This is a genomic window from Pseudoxanthomonas sp. 97-1-1, from assembly GCF_057773125.1.
Genome location: NZ_JBYMTJ010000002.1, coordinates 197,532 through 219,151, shown reverse-complemented (window position 1 = coordinate 219,151; position 21,620 = coordinate 197,532). Strand labels below are relative to the sequence as shown.

Genomic DNA, 21,620 nt, shown 5'->3' with positions numbered 1-21,620 from the left:
AGTCTGTGACGCGGAACGTTCACAATTAACAAATAAATAACGATTTCTGAACCAAATCGCTCCGATCAGCCGGCATTATCGCCCCTGACTTGTTAAACCCATCCCGCGCGTGACGACCGACGACGACCTGCCAACAGGCCAGCCTGCCGCCACCCACCGCCTGCCGCGGAGGGTTTCCCGACTTCTTGTGGGCCTTGGCCTGTGCACCATGGCCGCCGTGGTGCAGGCCCAGACTGCCCCGGCCACCGTCGACGCCGCGTCAACGCCGGCGTCCAGTGATGTGGTGGTGGCCCCGGCCGCCAAATCCGTCACCACCAGCGTCAAGGAAAAGGCCGCCGAGGCCGCCACCGCCACCCTCTCCGCCCTGCTCCCGCGTCTGGCCGCCAGCGATACGCTGCCGCTGGTCGACCGCTCGGCCATGGTGGCCGGCGACATCAGCAAGTTGCTGGCCGCGTACGACCTGAGCAAGGAAGGCGTCGTGGCGCAGGAACAGCAGGGAGGCAAGGTACAGGTGGTCCTCCAGCGCGCCCTCGCGTTGATGGGCACGCCCTACCGCTGGGGCGGCACGTCGCCCGACAGCGGCTTCGATTGCAGCGGCCTGGTCGGTTATGTGTTCCGCACGGCACTGGGCATCGAGCTGCCGCGCGTGTCCCGCGACATGGCCGCCAAGGCCGACGCGGAAATGGTCGGCGCGCGCGAGGAACTGCGCCAGGGCGACCTGGTGTTCTTCGGATTGAAGGGCCGGGTGAACCATGTAGGCATCTACGTAGGCGAAGGCCGCTTCCTGCATTCGCCCAGTCGTGGCAAGGATGTGCGGGTGGACAGCCTGCTCACCGGCTACTGGGCCAACCGCTACCTGAGTGCGCGTCGCGTCGCGATGTGACCGTACGGATGCCAGAGCAACGATGAAGAAGGCCGCCCCGCGCGGCCTTCCTCTTTTCCATCTTCTGTGCGCCGCAGCTTGCATCGCTCGCCGGCTTGCCTCCATCCTCCGACGATTGCGCCATTACCGCGCATCCCGTTTCTTCGCGCCGAAGGGGAGTCGTACGCGATGCAGGCATCACTGCTGACCAATCTGCTGCTGCCGCTGGCCCTGGGCATCATCATGCTGGGCCTCGGGCTGGGACTGACGCTTGAGGATTTCCGTCGCGTGGCGCGCTATCCGCGCGCCGTGCTGATCGGTCTCGCCCTGCAGACGCTGGTACTGCCCTGGGTCGCGTTCGGCCTGGCCCTGGGCTTCGGTCTGCCTGCGGAACTCGCGGTGGGCCTGATGCTGCTGGCCGCCTCGCCCGGTGGCGCCACCGCCAACATCTACAGCCACCTCGCGCGCGGCGATGTCGCGCTGAACATCACCCTGACCGCGATCAACAGCCTGCTCTGCCTGCTGACGCTGCCGGTGATCCTCAACCTTTCCCTGGAGTACTTCCTCGGCGCAGGCCAGTACGTGCCGCCACCGACGAAGAAAGTCGTCGAAGTCGCCGCCATCATCCTGCTGCCGGTTGCCCTCGGCATGATCATCCGCGCCAAGGCCGCAGGGTTCGCGGCGCGCACCGAGAAGCCCATCCGCCTGCTGTCGGTGCTGGTGCTGGCCTTGCTGGTGGTCGCGGCGGTGGCGCAGGAGTGGAAGACGCTGACCACCTACTTCGCCATCGTCGGGCTGGCCTGCCTGCTGTTCAACCTGATCAGCATGGGCGCCGGCTATGCGGCGCCGCTGGCGTTGCGCCTGCCGAAGAAGCAGGCCATCGCCATCGCCATGGAGATCGGCATCCACAACGGCACGCTGGCGATCTTCATCGCACTCAACGTGCTGCAGAACGCGACCATCTCGGTGCCGGCGGCGGTCTACAGCCTGCTGATGTTCGTCACGGCGGGCGTGTTCGCGTGGTGGGTATCGCGGGACAAGGCCGCAACCGCCTAGGCTCCCCGGCGGCCATCGGCCACATAGGCCATGCTGACCGAGGCGGGCGCCGTTTCGGCGAACCCGAACCGGCTGTAGAGGTGTCTGGCGTCACCGTCGGCGATCAGCATGACGTAGGCGGAAGCGGGCGCATTCGCGCGCAGCCACGCATCCAGGGCGGCCATGATGCACTTGCCCTGCCCCTGGCCCTGATGATCGGGCCGCACGGCGATGTCCACGACGGCAAACACCGTGCCGTTGTCGCCAATGACGCGCCCCATGCCGATCACGTCACCCGCCTTCACCAGGCTGACGCCGTACAGCGTGTTGGCAAGGCCGCGCTCGGCGGCTTCCTGCGTCTTGGGCGACAGTCCTGCTTCGACCCGGAGCCGACGATGGGTGGCTACGTCGGGGAAGGAATCCACTAGTTGGATCGCATCGGCATTCATGGCGTCGAGGCGGCATCATCCCCGAGGCCGACATTGCTCGACGCGCTTTCGTAGATTTCGCGATCCAGCAGACCGGTTTCCTTCGCCACCAGCACCGGCACCAGCATCTGGCCGGTCACGTTCGTCATCGTGCGCATCATGTCCAGGATGCGGTCGATCGCCACCAGCAAGCCGATGCCCTCCAGCGGCAGGTTGGCCGCGCTCAGCACCAGCGTGACCATCACGGTCGCCGTGCCGGGTACGCCGGCCGTGCCGAAGCTGCCCAGCACCGAGGCCAGCAGGATGACGAAGTACTGGTTCACCGACAGGTCCAGGCCGAAGTACTGGGCCACGAAAATCGAAGTCAATGCCGGATAGATCGCGCCGCAGCCATCCATCTTGATGCTGGCGCCCAGCGGCACCGCGAACGCGGCATAGTCCTTGTCCACGCCCAGATTGTGGGTGACGCTGCGCAGCGCGACCGGCATCGAAGCGAAGCTGGACGAACTGACGAACGCCACCTGCATGCCCGGCGCGGCGCCGCGGAAGAACTTCCACGGGTTCAATCCGTGCGCCAGCAGCAGGCTGCCGTAAACGACGACGATGTGCAGCGCGCATGCCAGGTACAGCGCGCCGATGTAGCTGCCCAGTGGCAACAGTTTCTCGAAACCGTATGTGCCCACCAGCGCGCCGATCAGGCCGAACGTGCCCAGCGGCGTCATCTCCAGCACGAAGCGCGTGACCTGCACCATGGTGTCGCTGGCCTCGCCGGCCAGCTTGCGCAGGCCCGCACTGCGTTCGCCCAGCTTGACCAGGGCGAAGCCCAGCAGGCCGGCGAAGAAGATCACCTGCAGGATCTTGCCCTCGGTGAGCGCCTTGAAAGGATTGGACGGCACGATGTCCAGCAGCACCTGCACCGGCGTCGGCACTTCGCGTACCTGATAGTCCGGCGCCATCATCAAACCGGTCAGGCCCTTGCCGGGCTGCACTACCCAGCCCACCGCCAGGCCCACGCAGACGGCCATCGCCGCCGTGATCGCGAACCACAGGAACGTGCGTCCGCCCAGCGCAGCGACCGACTTCTGCCCGTGCAGGCTGGAGACGGCGTTGATGACCGCGAAGAACACCAGCGGCACCGCGATCATCTTGATGAGCGTGACGTACAGGTCGCCGAGGGGTTTGAGCCAGACCCCGGCCGCCGGTCCCAGCCACCATCCCGCCAGCGCGCCCAGCATGAAGCCGGCGACGACGCGCTGCCAGAACGGAATCCTCAACCAGGCCGAGACCAGACTCATCCACCGCGACTCACAAAAACGGACGCGACACCTTAGCCCATGGCTCCGCGCGGGGCGACCATGCCGACGGAATGCCGGGTGTCATGAACAGGACACTGCGCGACCGTCATAATGGGCCGACTGTCCTCCACACGGCTCCTCATGTTCCTGCGTTCCCTCGTATCGCCGTTCGCTGGCTTGGCGTGGCTCACCGTCCTCGCCGGCTGCGCCAGCACCTCGCCCGCCACTCCCTCCCCGCTCGCCGTCGACGTCCCGCCCGTCGCGCACCCGCAGGGCGAGACACCGCAATGGTGGTACCGCAGCGGTGCCGCCAGGGCCGCAGCCAATGGCGCCATGCAGGGACGTGCGAAGAACGTGATCGTCTTCCTCGGCGACGGCATGAGCCTGACCACGGTGGCCGCCGCGCGCATTTTCGAGGGCCAGCGCAAGGGCATGCCGGGCGAGGAGAACCTGCTGAGCTGGGAGCGCTTCCCGCACACCGCTTTCAGCAAGACCTACAACACCGACTCGCAGACCCCCGACTCCGCGGGCACGATGACGGCGGTAGCCACGGGCGTGAAGTCGCACATGGGCGCCATCGGCGTGTCGGCCGGACGCAAGGGCGAATGCACGCCCGACGGCAGCAAGGACCTGCTCAGCTGGCTGACGCTGGCGGACAGCGCGGGACTGGCGACGGGTGTCGTCACCACCGCCCGCGTGACGCATGCGACCCCCGCCGCGACCTACGCGCATGTCTCGCATCGCGACTGGGAAAACGACAGCGACCTGCCAGCGGAAGCGACCGACGCCGGCTGCAAGGACATTGCACAGCAATTGCTGGCCGCCGCACGCTTCGGACATGGCCCGTCGGTGGTACTGGGTGGCGGGCGCGGCGAGTTCCTGCCCGTGGACGTGCGCGATCCGGAAGAAGACGACAAGGTCGGCCAGCGCCTCGACGGCCGAAACCTGGTCGCCGAGTGGCAACAGGCGCATCCGCAGGGTGCCTATGCCTGGAACACCCAGCAATTGGAAGCCGCCGCGGATGCGCCCCAGTTGCTGGGCCTGTTCGAGTACGACCACATGCAGTTCGAGCACGACCGTCGCAAGGACGACCAGGGCGAACCCTCGCTCGCCGACCTGACCCGCGCCGCGATCCGCACGCTCTCGCGCAATCCGGAAGGCTTCGTGTTGCTGGTGGAAGGCGCGCGCATCGACCACGCCAACCACTACGGCAATGCGTATCGCGCGCTCGATGAAACCGTCGCGATGTCGGATGCCGTGCGCGCCGCGACAGAGGCCACTTCACGCGACGACACGCTGATCGTGGTCACCGCCGATCATTCGCACACGCTCAACTTCGTCGGCTATCCCGTGCGCGGCAATCCGATCCTGGGCAAGGTGCGCGGCCAGGGCGGCGAAGACGACACGCCCGGCGACCTCGCGCGCGACCAGACCGGCATGACGTTCACCACGCTGACGTACGCCAATGGTCCCGGTTACACCGGCGCCAGCAACCGCCAGCCGGCAGGGCCGAAGCATTTCCTGCATTCCCCCAGCAGCGTCGAGCCGTCCGAAGGCCGGCCGGACCTGAGCCATGTCGATACCGAGCATCCCGACTACCTGCAGGAAGCCCTGGTGCCGCTGAAGTCGGAATCACACGGCGGCGAAGACGTCGGCATCTGGGCCATCGGTCCAGGCAGCGACGCCTTCCGCGGCACGCTGGAACAGAACGCGATCTACCACGTCATCGTGCAGGCCGCCCCGAAGCTGCGCGCGCGCCTGTGCGCGGCGGGTACGTGCGATGCGAATGGCGTGCCGGTGGAGCTGCCGAGCCCGGTGGATTTCGAGAAGAAGTAGATCTTGGACCGGTCTGCGTGGAGGCATCCGGGACACGATGTGCTTCCACTGCCAAAAAGCGATTGCCCCGAGGCGCCGCCGCAGTTCAAGCAGGTACGGCTACGGTGTCCGGCGCTGGCCGCTGAGGCCTGATCTCCTGCACGATGCGACCCTGCTCCATCATCAGCACGCGGTCGGCACTGGCGATGGTCTCGGGACGGTGGGCGACGATCACCTTGGTCAGGCTCAGGGCCTTGACCGCGTCGTTGACCAACCGCTCCTTCACCACGTCGAGATGGCTGGTGGCCTCGTCGAGGAACAGGAGCTTGGGATTGCGGTACAGCGCCCGGGCCAGGATCACGCGCTGCTTCTGCCCACCCGACAACGAACTGCCCATGTCGCCGATCAGGCTGTGGTAGCCCATCGGCATGGCCGCGATCTCGTCATGGACCGCCGCCAGTCTCGCCGCGTGCTCGATGCGGCACTGATCCATCTCCGGATCGAAGAAGCTGATGTTGTCCGCCACGCTGCCGGCGAACAGCTGGTCGTCCTGCATGACAGCGCCGACGAGGGTGCGGACACTACGCGGGCCGATCTTGTGCAGGTCGTGCCCGCCCACCCGAACGATGCCCTCCGTGGGCGGCAACAGGCCCAGCAGCACCTTGACCAGCGTGGTCTTGCCGCAACCGGAGGCGCCGACGATCGCCACCGATTCGCCCGCCTCGACCGTGAAGCTGCAGTCCTTCAACACCCATGGCTCACCGTCGCCGTAGCGGAACGAGAGGTTCTCCGCCTCGATCCGGGTACTGGCCGGGGGCAACACTTCTGGCTGGGCGGCCTGCTCCTCCGGCGGCGTCAGCACTATGTCGGCCAAGCGTTCGCCATGCAGACGCAGCATGCGGAACTCGATCCACTTGTCGATCAGGGCTGCCATGCGTCCGGCGAACTGGTCCTTGTAAGCCAGATAGGCGATCAGCATGCCGACCGAGAACACGTTCTGCAGCGCGAGCGTGGCGCCGATCCAGATCACTGCGATGCGTTCGATACCGAACACGAGTTGGCTGGCGCTGTTGAAGCCAAGGCCCATGCGCGCCAGCCTGACCTCCTGGTTGACGGTGTCGTGCATCAGGTTGTCGTAGGTGCTGCGGCGCTGCGACTCCTCGCCTGCGACTTTCAGGCTCTGCATGCCGCGCAACGATTCCAGCAGGTGCGTCTGCTGTTTGGCACCAGCCACCAGTTGTTGCTCGGTGCGGTCGCGGACGGGCCGATACGCGATGGCACGGATACCAAGATAAAGGATCATGGCCAGCAACGTTACCAAGGCCAGCTTCCAGCTGTAGAAAAGCATCAGCCCCAGGGTGACCATGGCCATCAGGCCGTCGATGATGGCCTCGACGAAGCTGGTGGTCAGCGTGCGCTGGATGGCTTGCACCGACGACATTCGCGAGGTGATGTCGCCGAGGTGGCGCTTCTCGAAGTAGTCCAGCGGCAGTTTGAGCAGATGGGCGAACACATTGCCCATCCATTGCAGGCCCAACCGGGACGACAGGTAGACCACGGACCAGCCGCGCAGCAGGCTAATGCCGATCTGCAGGACCAGTGCCAGTCCGAAGCCAATTCCAAGTACGGTCAGAAGGTCGCGATCGGCGGAGACCAACACCTGGTCCACGACCCACTGCATGTAGAACGGCGCCAGCACCACGAAGACCTGCAGGGCCACGGACAGCAGCAGGATCTGCGCCAGGGCGCGCCACAGGCCGCGCACCGGACCCGTAAGCTGCCGAGCCGTCACGGCGGGTGCCGCATTCTGCGGCTTGAACTCAGCGGTAGGCGTCAGTTCCAGCGCAACGCCAGTGAAGTGATCAGAGACCTCGGCGAGCGAAAGCTTCCGTTCGCCCACTGCAGGGTCGAGGATGGTGATTTTCGACTTGCCTACCTTCGCCAATACGACGAAGTGGTTGAGATCCCAGTGCAGGATGCAGGGCAACTTGAGCTTGCCCAGATCTTCCATGTCCAGCCGCAGTGGGCGGGTGGAGAAACCGAGTTGCTGAGCGATATCGATCAGGCGACTGAGTTTTGCACCCTTGAGGGAGACATAGAAGCGACGGCGCAACTCCAACAAACTTGTCTCGTGCCCATTTGCCCTTAGCACCATGACCAGTGCAACAAGACCACACTCAGCAGCTTCGGACTGGACAAGTTTTCTCACTTTAGAAAACTCATCAACAGCCAAACAACGTGGCAAGAACGATCGCCAGAAATACATAAAAATTATGAAAAGAATGCATCGCTAACGAGTAGATGAATTTCTTTTCAATCGTGTCTGAAGATACAGAAAATGGAGTAGCGAACAGCATAAACGGAACAAGCACAATCACAGCCCATCCCCACCAAACTAAAGCGTGCAACGAAGCCAGAGCGACGGCCGCTAAACAAGTCGAGACGAGAGAATTAAAGAACAATCGAGAGAATGAATAAAGTATCGCCAAAGCCAATGTTTCGACCAAGGGCGAGACAAGGACAAGCCCCAAAAAGAGCGCAGCGTGACCACCCACACTACAAGAGGCGCTAGTAGTATCTCGCACCGGAGGATCAACCAACGCATAGAGCATCAGAGCAACTCCAATTGCGATTGAGAAACTCGCAACAGCCCTTCTTGCGCAAAGCAGCAGCATTGCTTTTTGCATACCGCCCATGAACCCCTATAAAGCTGGCCCTCAATGAGGGCCAGCGGAAAGCGCTAAGCGATTAACCACGCACCGCACTCGATGCACTCGGCTCGTCCACGATGAACTTCTGAGAGTCCTGCTTTTCACCACTAGTGGCAAGATCCCAACCCACGCTTCCTGCAACCCACTTAAGGAACTCTACAACCAACTTGTTTCCACCCGAAACCTCAGAAATCTCCAGTACAGTTAACGATCGCACACGTGCTCTCCTTTTAGCAGCGCAAGCCCTACGCCAGGGTCTAGCCAAACATTTTGAGGTCAAGATTCCATACCTACACCAACCTCAACTTCCAGTCATTCTCCCGGCCAACGAGTAAAGCGGCTCAAGAATCCACTCAACTAGCGTCCTTCGCTCACCCAGCACATCCGCATCCACCAGCATTCCCGGCTTCAACGCCTCCGGCTTGCCGTAAGCGGTGATCGCCTGCCGCGCCAGCGAGACCGTCACCCGATAGAATGGCTCGCCCTGCTGCGCATTTCCGATCAACGCACCCAGCGCACCGGGGTTCAACGCGCTGCGACTGATCGCCGCGACGCGCCCCTCCTGATGACCGAACTTCTGGTACGGAAACGCCTGATAGCGCAACAGCACGCGGTCGCCTGGCTCGATGAAGCCGATGGCGCGGCTCGGCACCAACAACTCGGCTTCCAGACGCCCGTCACCTGGCAACAGCGTCATCAATGGCTGGCCGGCCTGCACCGCCTGGCCGGGCTTGACCACCTGCGTGGCCACCACACCGGTCACCGGCGCCTTGACCACTAGCGCACCGCCGGCCTGCGTCTGCACCCGCTCCTGTTCTAACTGCGCCAGTTCACGCTGGAACCCCGCCTCGCTCGCTTGCCCCTGCGCGGGCAACTCGCGCACTGCCTGCTGCAACTGCGCGATCAGACGCCGCGTGCCGATGGATTGGCGCTGCAAGGCCTGCATCTGTCCCGTGTACTCCAGCACGCCCGCTTCCTGCTGCTTGATCTGCAACACACTGACGTACTGCCCATCCTCCAGCCGGCGCAGGCGCTCCAGCGTCTCGTTGGCGATACGGATCTGGTCCTGGCGGGTCGCCACTTCCGCTTCGATCTGCGCCAGTTCGCGCTGCGCGACCGCAAGCTGCTCCCGTACGCCTTGCGTCTGCGCCTTCAACTGCTGCTGCTGCGCCTCCTGCGCGGACACGAGTCCCGCCTGCCGCTGGTCCAACTGCTGCTCCAGCGCGACCTGCGTATCGCCTGAGGCCAACGTCGCGCGGGGCACGGTGACCACCGCCAACACCGCGCCAGCTTCCACACGGCCACCCTCCGGTGCATCGAGTCTGGTCATCACGCCCGTAGCCGGCATCAGTACCGTGGCCAAACCTTGCGATGGCACCAGTTGTCCGGTCACCGTGGAACGGCGCGTGTACGTACCGAAGGTCACGAAAAGGACGATGGAGGTGGCGGCTACAACAGCCGCGAGCGTCAGCACCCACAACCGGACCGGTTGCGCCAGCGAGATGCCGCCCAGCCAGCTGCCACGCTTGGCTTCCAGGACTTCGGGGCGGAACAGCGGTTGCGTCATTGCGGTCGTGCGTCCTTGAGTGCGTCAGGCCTCAGGTCCGTTTGGACTCATTGCGCTTCGGCGATACACCGTGCGCCTGCCTTCCTCGCCATCCTGTCGCAGCCGCGACAGTCCGATCAACACGCGAACCAGCGTTGCGCGTCAGCCCTGCTGGCAATCACACTGGACTCGACCTTTGACATCAGCCACTTGCGTGACGACGTCAGCCACACTGCACAACCCGACGTCAGTATTGCTGACGCAATAATGTGAGTTGCGTCGAACAATCCTGTCGATTAGCTTGGATGCAGGTAATCGCAAGACGCACTCCGCAATGAAGCTTTCGATGCGCATCAGGATCGCGCGCCAGCGCGCACGGCTTTCGCAAGAGGCCCTCGCCTTGAATCTCGGCGTCACCCGCAGCGCCGTCGCCAACTGGGAATGCACCGACGGCGTACTGCCCGCTTCGGCACGACTGGCCAAACTCGCCGAGTTGACCAACGTCAACTTCGAGTGGCTGGCCACGGGCCGTGGAACCATCGATCACGCCGGCAACGAGGAAAGCATTCCCGCTGTCGACGGCGAAATGGTGTACGACGAACGGGAACGGCGCCTGCTTGCGGCGTTCCGCCATATGACGGAACGCGCACGGCAGGAGACCTTGATGCAGTGCGAAGCGGCGGCTTCTCCCGCTTCGCGGAAAGAGCTACTGCCTCGCTGACCGTGTGGGGACATGGGTTCGGAACCAGAATGCGTCAGGACAACCCCGCGCAAACGGCATCGTCTTGGTGATCCTCTGAACAACTCAAGTTTTGTCCGTCATTCCTGCGAACGCAGGATCCCAGCGTCTTTGCCTTCAATGACCTGAAGTCGCTGAATCCCCGCCTTCGCGGGGACGACGGCAGCTATTCAGAGCTTCCTCAAAACGGCTTCGCCAGCACCAGCCACACCACCGCGATCAAGCCGAACAAGGGCAGCTCGTTGAACCAGCGCAAGGCCGTCGGCGACGGCAGCGTCTTGCCCTTCGCCACGCCCTTCAGCCAGCGGCCGGTGACGATGAAGTGCACCAGCATCAGCGCCACCAGCGTCAGCTTGGCATGCAGCCAGCCGCCGCTGATGCCGAAATGGAACCACAGCACGCCGCCCAGGATCACCGCGATGCCGAACATGCTGTGGCCGAAGCCGTAGAGGCGGCGTCCCATCAGCTGCAGGCGCGCCTGCACGTCGGCCTGCCCCGTGGTCTCGGCCAGGTTGACCAGGATGCGCGGCAGGTAGAACACCGTTGCCATCCAGGCGATGACGAAGACGAGATGGAAGGTCTTGACCCACAGGTAAAGGCTGGCTTTGTCCACGCTGGCCGCTCCGCCGCTCGAAAGGGTGATGCGGGATTCTCCGCTACTGTCGCAACGACTGTCCAACGCGATGGAATGCCACGGACCCGTCGTTCCAGCGTAAGCTGGAATCCAATTTGATTTTCCCGTTGCTCTGCAGATCAAGGAGAGCAACGGCGCAATGGATCCCGGCTAGCGCTGGCATGACGAGCAACACGCTTGCTTCCCTCTTCCCGAACATACCAATGACCAAGCACTACGACGCCGACTACTTCCAGCGCTGGTATCGCGACGGCGACATCGGCGGCGCGCCGCGGCTGGCGCGCAAGGTGACGATGGCAGTGGCGGTGGCCGAGTACCACCTGGAACGGCCGATCCGCACGGTGCTCGACATCGGGTGCGGCGAAGGCGCGTGGCGCGCGCCGTTGCTCAAGCTGCGGCCGAAGTTGCAGTACCTCGGTTTCGACAGCAGTGAGTATGCGATCCGGCGCTTCGGGCGCACCCGCAACCTGCATTACGCGCGTTTCGAGGACTTCCAGTACCTGCGCCCCTGCGAGCCGGTCGACCTGCTGGTGTGCTCGGATGTGCTGCATTACGTGCCGACCCGCGAACTGAAGCGCGGACTGCCGGGGCTGGCGGAACTGTGCGGCGGTGTCGCCTTCCTTGAAACCTTCGCGAAAGAGGATGAATTCGAAGGCGACCACGAGGGATTCCAGCCACGCAGGGCAGCGTGGTACCGGGAAGCGTTCAATGGACTGAACTTCCAGTCGATCGGCAACCACTGCTGGCTGGGCCCGGGCCTGGCGGGCGATGTCGCGGTGCTGGAGGCTGCGGATTTCCGGCCGATAACCTGAACAGGCATGCGCGGCGGTACCGGCTTTGCGGTATGCTGCGGCGCAGCACCGTGCACCAAAAGCGGGATTCCGGACAGCCATGACCTTGTACCAACTGCACGAACTCGGACGCGCATGGATGGCGCCGCTGGCCTACATGGCCGAAGCCAACGCACGGATGTTCTCCACGCCGACCAGTTGGCTCTCGAACGTACCGGGGGCCGAGCGCATCGCGGCCGGCAATGAACTCGTCCACCGCATCGGCAAGGATTACGAAAAGCCGGCGTGGGACATCCGCGAAGTCGAGGCGCACGGCCGCACGGTGCCCGTGGTGGAACTGGAAGCGGTGAAGAAGCCGTTCTGCCGCCTGCTCCGCTTCAAACGCTATACCGACGACGCCGACACCATCGCCCTGCTGAAGGACGACCCGGTGGTGCTGGTGGTGGCGCCGCTGTCGGGCCACCACGCCACGCTGTTGCGCGATACCGTGCACACCCTGCTGCGCAACCACAAGGTCTACGTGACCGACTGGGTGGACGCGCGCATGGTGCCCGCGTCGGAAGGCCCCTTCAGCCTCGACGACTACGTCGCCTACGTGGAGGAGTTCATCCGCCATATCGGCGCCGAGAAACTCCACGTCATCAGCGTCTGCCAGCCCACCGTGCCGGTACTCGCGGCGGTGTCGCTGATGGCAGCGCGCGGCGAAGCCACGCCGCGTTCACTGGTGATGATGGGCGGCCCGATCGACGCGCGCCGCAGCCCTACCGAAGTCAACAGCCTGGCCACGCGCAACCCGCTGTCGTGGTTCGAGAACAATGTCATCCACGCCGTGCCGGTGCCCTACCCCGGCGAAGGCCGTCGCGTGTATCCCGGCTTCCTGCAGCATGCCGGGTTCCTTGCGATGAACCCCAGCCGCCATTTCATGTCGCACTGGGATTTCTATGCGGACCTGGTCAAGGGCGACCTGCAGGATGCCGAATCGCATCGCAAGTTCTATGACGAATACAACGCGGTGCTCGACATGCCGGCCGAGTACTACCTGGACACCATCCGTACCGTGTTCCAGGAGTTCCTGTTGCCGCGCGGCGAATGGACGGTCAATGGCGAACTGGTGAAGCCGGCCGCCATCAGGAAGACCGCGCTGATGAGCATCGAGGGCGAACTCGATGATATCTCCGGCCAGGGCCAGACCGCCGCCGCGCATGACCTGTGCACCGGTATCGCGAAGGCGCACCACAAGCACCTGACGGTCGAAGGTGCCGGCCATTACGGCATCTTCAGCGGACGTCGCTGGCGCGAGAAGGTCTACCCGCAGGTGCGCGACTTCATCGCCAAGTATGCCGGCTGACGCATCGCTTACTGTGGGAGCGACGTCAGTCACGAAGCCTCCACGGGATCGCCAACTGCATGCCGGCGCAAGAAAAAGGCCGCCCTTTCGGGCGGCCTTTTTTTGTTCGCGACCGAGGTCGCTCCCGCATCATGACCTCACACCACCGGCGTACGCACCAGCAGGTGCTTGGCCAGCCAGCCGTGGAAAAGGCCGGTCAGGCGCGCCAGGTGCAGCGTGGCGAACAGCAGCAGGATGCCGGCCACCGATGCCAACGGCAGCAGCCAGGGCGCTTCGTTGACCAGGCTCCAGCCGCCGAAGTTCAGCACATAGTCGAACGGCAGGAAGTACGCCACAGGCGCTGCGATCAATCCCAGCGACAAGGCCAGCAAGGTGATGGCGACCGAGAAATACAGGATGCCCAGCGGGTGCATCAGCAGCAGGTACAGCATCGCCGTCCAGGTGCGGCCATCGGTGAACAGTTCCTTCAAGCGCGTCATCCACGGCTTGTCGCGCTGCGTGTACAGCGGGCGGCGCGGCATGCGTTCGCCCAGCAACACTTCCACCACCCGACCTTCGACCAGCGACAGCAGGCGCACCGACATCAGGAACAGCAGCAGCAACGGAATGCCGATGATTAGGATCAGCAGGCCGATCGACAGGCTGGCGCCGGTCACCACCCAGGTGAAGTAGAACGTGCCGGTGGCCAGCGACAGCAGCATGTAGAACAAGGCGCCGTAGGTGCGCGGATCGGCGGCGACCCCGAAGAACTGTCCCAGCACCGACTTGCGCTTGGGCGGCAAGGGGGGCCGAAGCGCGCGCGTCACGGTGACTTCGGTCTCGCGATAGATGTCCGCAACTTCCGCTGGTGCGCCGTAACTGCCGGCGACGGAGGCGATCACCTCGGCTTCGGACTTTCCGGGGTTTTCCGCCAGTTCCGAACGCAGGTATTCCTCCGCGTCGTACACGGCGTCCTGGACCATGGCCTTGTCGGCGCCGGCGAGCGCCGCACGCAACTGATCCAGGTACTCGGGGATGGTGGTGGGCAGGCGGCTGCCCGGAGTGGCGGTGGTGTTCATGCAGGAATCCCCTCTAGCACGGAATCGACGGAATCGCGGGTGGCACGCCAGGCGGCGATCCAGGACTGCAGGGTCAGCCGCCCTGCCTCGGTAATGCGGTAGTAGCGCCGTGGTGGGCCGGCAACGGAGGGTTCGACGAAGCTGTCCAGCAGTCCGCCGCCCTCCAGGTTGCGCAGCACCGGGTAAAGCGCGCTTTGCTTGCCGCTGAGCACGCCCTCGCCGACGCGTTCGAGCTGCTTGGCGATCAGGTACCCGTACAGCGGCTCCCCCGCCCGGGCCAGGACCGCCAGCAACGCCAGCGACACGGTGCCCGCACTCAGTTCTTTCTGGAACTTCTTCAGTTGGATATCGGGCTCACTCATGGCTCCCCCTCCGCGGCACTCCCGCTAGGTTGGAGACGATGCTATTACGAAGTTTGATATAGCGGATATGCCAGTAGTCACTGGGACCGCCGGCCTCCCTACAATCGAGGCATCTCCCGTCCCGGACCCGCCATGCGCCTGACGCCACTGCTGCTCGCCTGCCTGTTCGCCCTTCCCGCCGCGCATGCCGAGGAACCACCGAAGCATCCCAGTGCGAAGGAGATCCTCGATGCATCGCCTGACGCGGACTGGCGCACGCTGGAGCCGGCGAACACGTTGTACATGGACCTGCCTGCGGGCCGGGTGGTGATCGAACTTGCGCCGGCATTCGCACCGGAACACGTTGCCAACATCCGCACACTGGCGCGCGAGGGCTTCTGGAACGGCCTGGGCATCTACCGCTCGCACGACAACTTCGTGGTCCAGTTCGGCGATGCGGAGGCGGAGGACGCCGCAAAAGCCAAGTCGCTGGGCACTGCGAAGACAAAACTGCCGGCCGAGTTCGCGCGCACGGCAACCGGCTTGGCCTTCACTCGGCTGCCGGACGTGGATGGCTGGGCGCCAGAAGTGGGCTTCGTGGACGGGTTTCCCGCCGCGCGCGATCCGAAGACGGGCGATGCCTGGCTGGCGCACTGTTACGGCGCGCTCGGCGCAGGTCGCGGCGGTCCGCCCGACAGCAGCAATGGCAGCGAACTCTATGTCGTCACCGGCCAATCGCCGCGCCAACTGGACCGCAACATCACCCTGGTAGGCCGTGTGGTGAAGGGCATGGAACTGCTCAGTGCGATTCCGCGCGGGCCGGAGCCGATGGGCTTCTACGAGAAGGCGGAGGAACGCACGCCGATCACCGCCATCCGCCTGGCCAGTGAAATGCCGGAAAGCGAACGCATGCCGCTGCAGGTGCTGCGCACCGACTCGAAAACCTTCGCCGCCGCCACCGAAGCGCGCCGCAATCGCCGCGATGGCTGGTACGTGCAACCCGCAGGCCACATCGACCTGTGCAACGTGCCGCTGCCCGTACGCGAAGCGAAGCGCTGACGCGCCGGGCATGTTGCGGGAGCGAACGTCAGTCGCGATTGCATGAGGTCAGCCCCGCGAGCCATTCCGCAGCTCAGGACTTGCCGATACGTCATCGCGACTGACGCCGCTCCCGCACCTGCCACTACGACCGCGATCACGCCGCGCGCTGGCTCACCGCAACACTGCCCAGGATCAGCGCACCCGCCGCCAGCATCGCGGGTGTGACCGGCTCACCCAGGAACAGCCATGCGAAGGCGGCGCCGAACAGCGGGACCAGGTAGGTCACCGTCGAGGCGCGTGCGGGTCCGATGCGGTGGATCAGGCGGTAGTACAGCAGGAACGCGTACCCCGTGCAGACCACGCCGATGGCGATCGCGGCACTCCACGCACCGATGCCGATCGACGCCGTGGGCCAGTGCGTGGCCGCGAACGGAAGCACGAGCAGGGCTGCACACCCCAGTGTGGCCGCTGCCGCAGCGGCGGGAGGAATCCCCGCCAGGTGCCTGCGCACCAGGTTGACCCCCACGCCGTAGAGCAACGCCGCGGTGGAACCCGCGACGACGGCACCGCCCACGCTCAGCCCGCCCGCCTTGCTGGTGGCCAGCACGACCACGCCGACGAACCCTACCAGCAGCGCAAGCGACCGCCGCAACCCGATCTTCTGCCCGAAGAACAGGAACCCCACCAATGCCGCGAACAACACGGTCATGGCATTGCAGATCGCACCGATCGCGGCCGGCGAACGTTGCGCGGCCCACGCGAACAACAGGAATGGAATCGCGGAGTTGATCGCGCCGATCAGGGCCAGCTTCGGCCACATGCCGGCGCTGAAATGCGCGCGCTCGCGCCACAGGAACGGCAGCAGTACCAGCGCACCCAGCGCCAGCCGCACCTCCACCAGCGCGAACGGCCCGAACGGGTTGGCCGCGATCCGCATGAACAGGAACGAGCTGCCCCAGATCGCGCCCAGGGCCAGCAGTTCCAGCGGCGTGCGCCAGTCACGTCCCGCCACCTCGGGGAGCGTTCCCACGGCTGCGTTTCCCTGTGTCATCGCCACACCCTCATTCGTGCCTGCCGCCATTCTGACCCAACGTACGGCCTCCACAAGCGCGTACGATACGGCCAAGCCACAAATCCGGTTTGTGCCTGGAACTGCCATGAGCCTGCGCCCCGCCCTGCTCCCCGCCCTCGGCGTCTTCGCCGCTGCGGCACGCCACCAGAACTTCGCCCATGCGGCCGACGAGCTGCACCTCACCGCCAGCGCTGTCAGCCACCACGTGCGCAAGCTGGAGGCGCTGCTGGGCGTGGTGCTGTTCCAGCGCCATGCCCGTGGCGTGAAGCTCACCGCCGAAGGCCGGCAGCTGGCGGATGCGGCCAACGCGGCGCTGGGCGATATCGATGCGGTGGCGTCGCATCTGCAACTGGCCGGCAAGACCACCACGCTGCGCCTCACCACGCTGCATTCGCTGGCCTACTGCTGGTTGCTGCCACGACTGCCCCGGTTCTGCACGCGCCATCCGCACATCCGACTGCATGTCGATACGGGTATCGCGTTGACGCGGTTCGATGACGAGGGTCCGGAACTGGGCATCCGTCATGGGCCCGGGCACTGGGCGGGCCTGACCGCGCACCACCTGATGGACGACGAACTGTTCCCGGTCGCGTCCCCGGCCCTGCCGGGCATCGACGCCGTGCTGGAGCCGCGCCAGATCGCACAGCTGCCGCTGGTCACCGACCTCGCCCTGCAGGGCTGGCGCGACTGGTTCCGTGCCGCGGGCGTGCGCGGCCTGCGGCTGCCCACCATGCACAGCTTCAACGACAGCACCGACGCGATGCGCGCCGCGGTGTACGGCGTGGGTGCCGCCCTGGCGCGCCGCCACGTTGCGCAACCGTATCTGCAACGCTACGAACTGGTGCGCCTGCCCGGTCCGGCCCTGAAGGCGCGCTTCGCGTACTACGCCGTCCACCCCGCGCACAAACCGCCAAGCGCCGCCGCACAGGCCTTCATCGACTGGCTGAAAGAGGAAGCGCGCGACGAACGCACGCCCCTGCCACCGATGCCGGATGACTTCCTGGGACGTCGCGGCAGCTGACCTGCGCGCGACCGGTCAGGGCACGGCCTTCAGTGCCTGCACCACGGCCGGTTTCAGCGCGCGGATGTTGGGGTCACCGGACTGGTCGGCTTCCAGGTGGACACTCATCAGGAACGCCATCAGATCGTGCCGGCGCGCAAGCCATACGCTGTCGGCGTACGCCTGTTCCGGGATGCCCAGCCTTGGCGGCAACGCACCGAACCAGCGCGTCCACGCCGCCTCGTCCAGCAGGCCACGCCTGGCGGCGTACAGCACCGGCCGCGCCAGTCGCCCCGGCTCGCCAAAGACATAGGCGTGCGCGCTCTCCGGCACGGCCTGTTCCGCGATCGCCTGCAGCAGCGTATCCACCTGCCCGCGGTCCACCTGTTCGTTGAGCACCAGTTGCAGCAACCAGTCCGCACCATGCGCCACGCCGTGCCGCCAACCCTCGACAGCGTCGAACCCGCGATAGTCGCGCACCGACGCCAGGTAGGCGGCGGCGCGCGCGACCATGTCGGCGCGCTCGTCTGCAGACATCCATGGCGCCACCCGGTCGGTGCGCGCGACCTCCGACAACACCAGCGCCGCGAAAGGCGGACCGAACCCTGCGGCGGCATCCTCGCCCAGCATCGCGTACAGGCGGTCGCGCAATGCGCGCCGTTGCTGCACGTCCAGTTGTCCCGCCCGCAGCCAGGTGCTGAGACCTTCGTATGCCACACCATCGCGCACTGCGGGGTCGGGATCGGCCAGGCAAGCCGGCAGTCCCGCCACCAGGGCAGCGCGCACCTCGTCGGGTACGGCGAATTTCTGTTCCCGCAGCAACCGCAGCGAAGCCGGATCCGTGCCTTCGGGCGGACAGGTCGCCTGCGCCGAATACGACAGCAGCATCCCCACCCATGCCAGCCATGCCCATGCACGCATCGTCATCTCCCCGACACTTGTTCCGTCGCCTACCTTGCGGACCCTGCTGGCTGCCAGCAACAACGTACGGGACAGCGCAGGCGAACTACTCCGTCCTCGTCGCGATCAGGCGCTGGCACCATCGAAGGCAGTGACCTTCAATGCGACAAGGTCCACGCCGGGCAGGCAGCGCACGTTGATGGCCGCCATCTGCGCACCGGTCGCCGGATGCGCGGCCTCGCCGAACGGTGCGATGCCGCAGGTCGCGCAGAAGCGATGCTGGATGTGGTGCTTGTTGAATGTGTAGGTGGACATGTCGGCTTCCGGCGTCTTCAGCACCAGGGCTTCGCGTGGCGCGAACCACAGCAGGCCACCCCGCCGACGGCACAGCGAGCAATTGCAGTCGACGACGTCGGTGATGTCGCCCTCGACCTCGAATGCGATACGGCCGCAATGGCAGCTTCCTTCGTGTTTCATGGCGTGGTTTTCCTTCGTCCGGCGGATCAGCGTATATCGAATGGCATGGGCATGGGGGTGACCTTCGGCCTATCCTGTGCGCCTCGACCACGCTGCATTGCAACAGGACTCCCATGCGCAAGACCCTGCTCGCCGCCGCCCTCCTGGCCTCGCTGGCCGCCTGCCAAAAGAGCGAAGCCCCCACCGCCGCCCCGGGTGCCGACACCGCGACCGCGACCGCTGACACCGCCAAGGCCGATGCCGCCTTCGCCGACCTGTCCAAGCGCGCGCTCGATGGCTGGCTGCAGTTGTCGCCCGTCAGCGCCACCCAGATCGGCGAGCACAAATACGACGGCGAACTGGATGATCTCAGCACGACCGGTCGCCAGAAGAGCCTGGACTTCAGCAAGAAGATCCTCGGCGAACTCGATGCGCTCGACGTCGCCACGCTGTCGCGCGAAAACCAGGTGGATGCCGCCATCCTGCGCAACCAGTTGCAGTACGACATCTGGACCGCCGAGACGCTGCAGAGCTGGGCCTGGGATCCGCAGGTCTACAACAACGTGGCCGGCGGCGCGATCTACGGACTGATGGCGCGCGAGTTCGCGCCGCTGCCCGAGCGCCTGAAGTCCGCCACTGCGCGCATGCAGAAGATCCCGGCGCTGCTGGCGCAGGCACGCGAGAACCTCGACCCGGCGCGCGTGCCCAAGGTGCATGCCGAAACCGTCGCCAAGCAGAACGCCGGCATCCTCAGCATCGTCGACACCTTCATCACGCCGAACCTCAAGGACCTGCCCGAGGCCGACCGTGCGCAGGCGCAGGCCGCCATCGACGGCCTGAAGACCGCCGTGGCCGAACACCAGGCCTGGCTGGACAAGACGCTGGTGCCGAACGCGAAGGGCGACTTCCGCATCGGCCAGGCGCTGTACGACCAGAAACTCCAGTTCGCGCTGCTGTCGTCGCTGTCGCGCGCCGACATCAAGCAGCGCGCCGAAGGCGAGCTCAAGCGCGTGCGCGAGGAGATGTACGGCATCGCCCGTACCGTGCTGAAGGACAAGCCCGGTGCACCGGCCCTGCCCGAGACGCCCAGCGCCGACGAACAGCAGAAGGCGATCGAGGCCGCACTCGAGCTGGCCTACGCCGAACGCCCGGCGCGCGACAAGGTGGTGCCGGATGCGGAAGCCGCGCTGGCGCAGGCCACCGAGTTCGTGCGCAAGCACGACCTGGTCACGCTGCCCGATGCGCCGGTCGAAATCATCGAGATGCCGGAATTCCAGCGCGGCGTGGCGGTGGCCTACTGCGATTCGCCGGGCCCGCTCGACAAGCACCTGAAGACCTTCTACGCCGTCTCGCCGATCCCGGAGGAATGGAGCCAGGAACAGGTCGATTCGTTCCTGCGCGAATACAACAGCCGGATGATCCACCTGCTGAGCATCCACGAGGGCACGCCGGGCCACTACCTGGAAGGCTGGCACTCGGCCAAGTTCCCGTCCACGCTGCGCGCCGTGTTGCGCTCGGGCATGTTCGCCGAAGGCTGGGCGGTGTACACCGAGAAGATGATGGCCGACGCCGGCTACCTCGACAACGATCCGCTGTTCCGCCTGGTGCAGATGAAGTTCTACCTGCGCACGATCGCCAACGCGATCCTGGACCAGGGCGTGCAGGTGGACGGCTGGACGCGCGAACAGGCGATGGACCTGATGGTGCGCCAGACCTTCCAGCAGGAACGCGAAGCATCAGGCAAGTGGACGCGCGCGCAGCTGACGTCGGCGCAGCTGCCCACCTACTTCGTCGGCGTGCAGGAGCACTTCGACATGCGCAAGGCCGCCGAGGCCAAGCAGGGCGCGCAGTTCAATCTGAAGGCCTACCACGACCAGGTGCTGTCCTACGGCGCGCCGCCGGTGCGCTTCGTCCGCCAGCTGATGCTGGACGAGCCGATCAAGTAATAGACGCGCGCCAGAGGCGACACCGCGAAGGGCGGGCCACAAGGCCCGCCCTTCTTCATTCGGCCTGCAATGCCGTCGTCGCCACGATCACGCCGTTGGCATCGGCGTAGATCCAGTCGCCCGGCGCGATCGACAGACCGGCGAACGCCACGGGCATGTCCACGTCGCCCAGTCCGCGTTTCTCGGTCTTCATCGGGTGCGACGCCAGCGCCTGCACACCGAGCGGCAGGGCCGCGAGCGCATCGACATCGCGCACGCAGCCGAAGATCAGGAAGCCGGACCACCCATGCTTCACCGCGTTCGCCGCGATCTGGTCGCCCAGCAACGCGCGACGCAGCGAACCGCCGCCATCGACCACGATGACCCGGCCCTCGCCCGGCGTGGCGGCCAGTTCGCGCACGCGCGAGTTGTCTTCGAAGCACTTCACCGTCACCGCCGGCCCGGCGAAGGCGACGCGTCCGCCATAGCTGCGGAACACCGGCTCGGCGACCTGCACATCGGGGTACTGGTCGCACAGATCGGGCGTGGTCCAGGACATGCGGATTCTCCGGCGTGGGGTGGCTCGATGGTAACGCGGCGGCGACGGAGGCCGCGCTATCCTG

The 21,620-nt window shown here is 65.5% G+C and carries 20 protein-coding genes and 2 pseudogenes; 9 read left to right on the top strand and 13 right to left on the bottom strand.

Annotated elements, in window-relative coordinates; all coding sequences use genetic code 11:
* The first annotated feature begins 109 nt into the window (after window positions 1–109).
* Complete coding sequence (locus AC3DET_RS08185; protein WP_488391304.1) at window positions 110–883, top strand: C40 family peptidase; 774 nt, start codon at window positions 110–112, stop codon at window positions 881–883.
* Between the two features lie 168 nt (window positions 884–1,051).
* Window positions 1,052–1,918, top strand: coding sequence for a bile acid:sodium symporter family protein (locus AC3DET_RS08180; RefSeq protein WP_446538672.1), 867 nt, complete (start codon window positions 1,052–1,054; stop codon window positions 1,916–1,918).
* Here AC3DET_RS08180 and AC3DET_RS08175 read toward each other — a convergent pair.
* Both AC3DET_RS08175 and AC3DET_RS08170 read right to left on the bottom strand, forming a co-directional pair.
* Window positions 1,915–2,346, bottom strand: coding sequence for a GNAT family N-acetyltransferase (locus AC3DET_RS08175; RefSeq protein ID WP_488391303.1), 432 nt, complete (start codon window positions 2,344–2,346; stop codon window positions 1,915–1,917). The two genes, AC3DET_RS08180 and AC3DET_RS08175, sit on opposite strands and share 4 nt — an antisense overlap.
* Window positions 2,343–3,620, bottom strand: a complete 1,278-nt coding sequence (locus AC3DET_RS08170; protein ID WP_488391302.1) for a dicarboxylate/amino acid:cation symporter — start codon at window positions 3,618–3,620, stop codon at window positions 2,343–2,345. The genes AC3DET_RS08175 and AC3DET_RS08170 overlap by 4 nt, the downstream gene beginning before the upstream one ends.
* 141 nt (window positions 3,621–3,761) lie before the next feature.
* Between AC3DET_RS08170 and AC3DET_RS08165 the strand changes: the two genes are divergently transcribed.
* Window positions 3,762–5,456, top strand: a complete 1,695-nt coding sequence (locus tag AC3DET_RS08165; protein ID WP_488391301.1) for an alkaline phosphatase family protein — start codon at window positions 3,762–3,764, stop codon at window positions 5,454–5,456.
* 85 nt (window positions 5,457–5,541) lie between these two features.
* On the opposite strand, the gene AC3DET_RS08160 is transcribed toward AC3DET_RS08165, so the two are convergent.
* The 3 genes from AC3DET_RS08160 to AC3DET_RS08150 form a co-directional block, all read right to left on the bottom strand.
* Window positions 5,542–7,644, bottom strand: a complete 2,103-nt coding sequence (locus tag AC3DET_RS08160) for a peptidase domain-containing ABC transporter (protein WP_488391715.1) — start codon at window positions 7,642–7,644, stop codon at window positions 5,542–5,544.
* A gap of 13 nt (window positions 7,645–7,657) precedes the next feature.
* The gene (locus AC3DET_RS08155; RefSeq protein ID WP_488391300.1) at window positions 7,658–8,131 is read right to left on the bottom strand and encodes a hypothetical protein; all 474 of its coding nucleotides are present in this window, start codon (window positions 8,129–8,131) and stop codon (window positions 7,658–7,660) included.
* 316 nt (window positions 8,132–8,447) lie between these two features.
* On the bottom strand, window positions 8,448–9,713 hold the full coding sequence (locus AC3DET_RS08150) for an HlyD family secretion protein (RefSeq protein WP_488391299.1): 1,266 nt from the start codon (window positions 9,711–9,713) through the stop codon (window positions 8,448–8,450).
* Window positions 9,714–10,038: 325 nt separating this feature from the next.
* Between AC3DET_RS08150 and AC3DET_RS08145 the strand changes: the two genes are divergently transcribed.
* Window positions 10,039–10,413, top strand: coding sequence for a helix-turn-helix domain-containing protein (locus tag AC3DET_RS08145; RefSeq protein ID WP_488391298.1), 375 nt, complete (start codon window positions 10,039–10,041; stop codon window positions 10,411–10,413).
* 199 nt (window positions 10,414–10,612) lie between these two features.
* Here AC3DET_RS08145 and AC3DET_RS08140 read toward each other — a convergent pair whose 3' ends face one another.
* On the bottom strand, window positions 10,613–11,044 hold the full coding sequence (locus AC3DET_RS08140; RefSeq protein WP_337731157.1) for a CopD family protein: 432 nt from the start codon (window positions 11,042–11,044) through the stop codon (window positions 10,613–10,615).
* A gap of 224 nt (window positions 11,045–11,268) precedes the next feature.
* Here AC3DET_RS08140 and AC3DET_RS08135 point away from each other — a divergent pair, with 224 nt between their 5' ends.
* The gene (locus AC3DET_RS08135) at window positions 11,269–11,877 is read left to right on the top strand and encodes a class I SAM-dependent DNA methyltransferase (protein WP_488391297.1); all 609 of its coding nucleotides are present in this window, start codon (window positions 11,269–11,271) and stop codon (window positions 11,875–11,877) included.
* Between the two features lie 79 nt (window positions 11,878–11,956).
* Window positions 11,957–13,204, top strand: a complete 1,248-nt coding sequence (locus AC3DET_RS08130) for a polyhydroxyalkanoate depolymerase (protein WP_142124441.1) — start codon at window positions 11,957–11,959, stop codon at window positions 13,202–13,204.
* 137 nt (window positions 13,205–13,341) lie between these two features.
* Here the strand turns inward: AC3DET_RS08130 and AC3DET_RS08125 are convergent.
* The 3 genes and pseudogenes from AC3DET_RS08125 to AC3DET_RS08115 form a co-directional block, all read right to left on the bottom strand.
* Window positions 13,342–13,446 (bottom strand): annotated as a pseudogene (locus AC3DET_RS08125) (sensor domain-containing protein); the annotation flags it as partial.
* Window positions 13,423–13,905, bottom strand: a pseudogene (locus AC3DET_RS08120) (sensor domain-containing protein); the annotation flags it as partial. The pseudogenes AC3DET_RS08125 and AC3DET_RS08120, both read right to left, overlap by 24 nt.
* Before the next feature lie 353 nt (window positions 13,906–14,258).
* On the bottom strand, window positions 14,259–14,624 hold the full coding sequence (locus AC3DET_RS08115; RefSeq protein WP_488391296.1) for a PadR family transcriptional regulator: 366 nt from the start codon (window positions 14,622–14,624) through the stop codon (window positions 14,259–14,261).
* Window positions 14,625–14,756: 132 nt separating this feature from the next.
* Here AC3DET_RS08115 and AC3DET_RS08110 point away from each other — a divergent pair, with 132 nt between their 5' ends.
* On the top strand, window positions 14,757–15,662 hold the full coding sequence (locus tag AC3DET_RS08110) for a peptidylprolyl isomerase (RefSeq protein WP_488391295.1): 906 nt from the start codon (window positions 14,757–14,759) through the stop codon (window positions 15,660–15,662).
* Between the two features lie 136 nt (window positions 15,663–15,798).
* On the opposite strand, the gene AC3DET_RS08105 is transcribed toward AC3DET_RS08110, so the two are convergent.
* Window positions 15,799–16,695: a DMT family transporter gene (locus AC3DET_RS08105; protein WP_446538683.1), complete on the bottom strand. Its 897-nt coding sequence runs from the start codon at window positions 16,693–16,695 to the stop codon at window positions 15,799–15,801.
* Between the two features lie 106 nt (window positions 16,696–16,801).
* On the opposite strand from AC3DET_RS08105, the gene AC3DET_RS08100 reads away from it, so the two are divergent.
* Complete coding sequence (locus AC3DET_RS08100; RefSeq protein WP_488391294.1) at window positions 16,802–17,737, top strand: LysR substrate-binding domain-containing protein; 936 nt, start codon at window positions 16,802–16,804, stop codon at window positions 17,735–17,737.
* Between the two features lie 15 nt (window positions 17,738–17,752).
* Here AC3DET_RS08100 and AC3DET_RS08095 read toward each other — a convergent pair whose 3' ends face one another.
* Both AC3DET_RS08095 and AC3DET_RS08090 read right to left on the bottom strand, forming a co-directional pair.
* Complete coding sequence (locus AC3DET_RS08095; protein ID WP_488391293.1) at window positions 17,753–18,637, bottom strand: DUF2785 domain-containing protein; 885 nt, start codon at window positions 18,635–18,637, stop codon at window positions 17,753–17,755.
* 105 nt (window positions 18,638–18,742) lie between these two features.
* Window positions 18,743–19,093 (bottom strand): GFA family protein, encoded by a 351-nt coding sequence (locus tag AC3DET_RS08090; RefSeq protein WP_488391292.1) that lies wholly within the window; start codon window positions 19,091–19,093, stop codon window positions 18,743–18,745.
* Window positions 19,094–19,206: 113 nt separating this feature from the next.
* Between AC3DET_RS08090 and AC3DET_RS08085 the strand changes: the two genes are divergently transcribed.
* Window positions 19,207–21,018 (top strand): DUF885 domain-containing protein, encoded by a 1,812-nt coding sequence (locus tag AC3DET_RS08085; RefSeq protein ID WP_488391291.1) that lies wholly within the window; start codon window positions 19,207–19,209, stop codon window positions 21,016–21,018.
* A 55-nt stretch (window positions 21,019–21,073) separates the two neighbouring features.
* Here AC3DET_RS08085 and rraA read toward each other — a convergent pair whose 3' ends face one another.
* Window positions 21,074–21,556, bottom strand: coding sequence for a ribonuclease E activity regulator RraA (rraA, locus tag AC3DET_RS08080; protein ID WP_337731165.1), 483 nt, complete (start codon window positions 21,554–21,556; stop codon window positions 21,074–21,076).
* Window positions 21,557–21,620: the final 64 nt, after the last annotated feature.

Bases quoted from the DNA above. Each gene is read 5' to 3' on its own strand.
- AC3DET_RS08180 (WP_446538672.1), top strand. From the start codon at position 1,052: ATGCAGGCATCACTGCTGACCAATCTGCTGCTGCCGCTGGCCCTGGGC.
- AC3DET_RS08175 (WP_488391303.1), bottom strand. From the start codon at position 2,346: ATGAATGCCGATGCGATCCAACTAGTGGATTCCTTCCCCGACGTAGCC.
- AC3DET_RS08170 (WP_488391302.1), bottom strand. From the start codon at position 3,620: ATGAGTCTGGTCTCGGCCTGGTTGAGGATTCCGTTCTGGCAGCGCGTC.
- AC3DET_RS08165 (WP_488391301.1), top strand. From the start codon at position 3,762: ATGTTCCTGCGTTCCCTCGTATCGCCGTTCGCTGGCTTGGCGTGGCTC.
- AC3DET_RS08155 (WP_488391300.1), bottom strand. From the start codon at position 8,131: ATGGGCGGTATGCAAAAAGCAATGCTGCTGCTTTGCGCAAGAAGGGCT.
- AC3DET_RS08150 (WP_488391299.1), bottom strand. From the start codon at position 9,713: ATGACGCAACCGCTGTTCCGCCCCGAAGTCCTGGAAGCCAAGCGTGGC.
- AC3DET_RS08145 (WP_488391298.1), top strand. From the start codon at position 10,039: ATGCGCATCAGGATCGCGCGCCAGCGCGCACGGCTTTCGCAAGAGGCC.
- AC3DET_RS08135 (WP_488391297.1), top strand. From the start codon at position 11,269: ATGACCAAGCACTACGACGCCGACTACTTCCAGCGCTGGTATCGCGAC.
- AC3DET_RS08130 (WP_142124441.1), top strand. From the start codon at position 11,957: ATGACCTTGTACCAACTGCACGAACTCGGACGCGCATGGATGGCGCCG.
- AC3DET_RS08115 (WP_488391296.1), bottom strand. From the start codon at position 14,624: ATGAGTGAGCCCGATATCCAACTGAAGAAGTTCCAGAAAGAACTGAGT.
- AC3DET_RS08110 (WP_488391295.1), top strand. From the start codon at position 14,757: ATGCGCCTGACGCCACTGCTGCTCGCCTGCCTGTTCGCCCTTCCCGCC.
- AC3DET_RS08105 (WP_446538683.1), bottom strand. From the start codon at position 16,695: ATGACACAGGGAAACGCAGCCGTGGGAACGCTCCCCGAGGTGGCGGGA.
- AC3DET_RS08100 (WP_488391294.1), top strand. From the start codon at position 16,802: ATGAGCCTGCGCCCCGCCCTGCTCCCCGCCCTCGGCGTCTTCGCCGCT.
- AC3DET_RS08095 (WP_488391293.1), bottom strand. From the start codon at position 18,637: ATGCGTGCATGGGCATGGCTGGCATGGGTGGGGATGCTGCTGTCGTAT.
- AC3DET_RS08090 (WP_488391292.1), bottom strand. From the start codon at position 19,093: ATGAAACACGAAGGAAGCTGCCATTGCGGCCGTATCGCATTCGAGGTC.
- AC3DET_RS08085 (WP_488391291.1), top strand. From the start codon at position 19,207: ATGCGCAAGACCCTGCTCGCCGCCGCCCTCCTGGCCTCGCTGGCCGCC.
- rraA (WP_337731165.1), bottom strand. From the start codon at position 21,556: ATGTCCTGGACCACGCCCGATCTGTGCGACCAGTACCCCGATGTGCAG.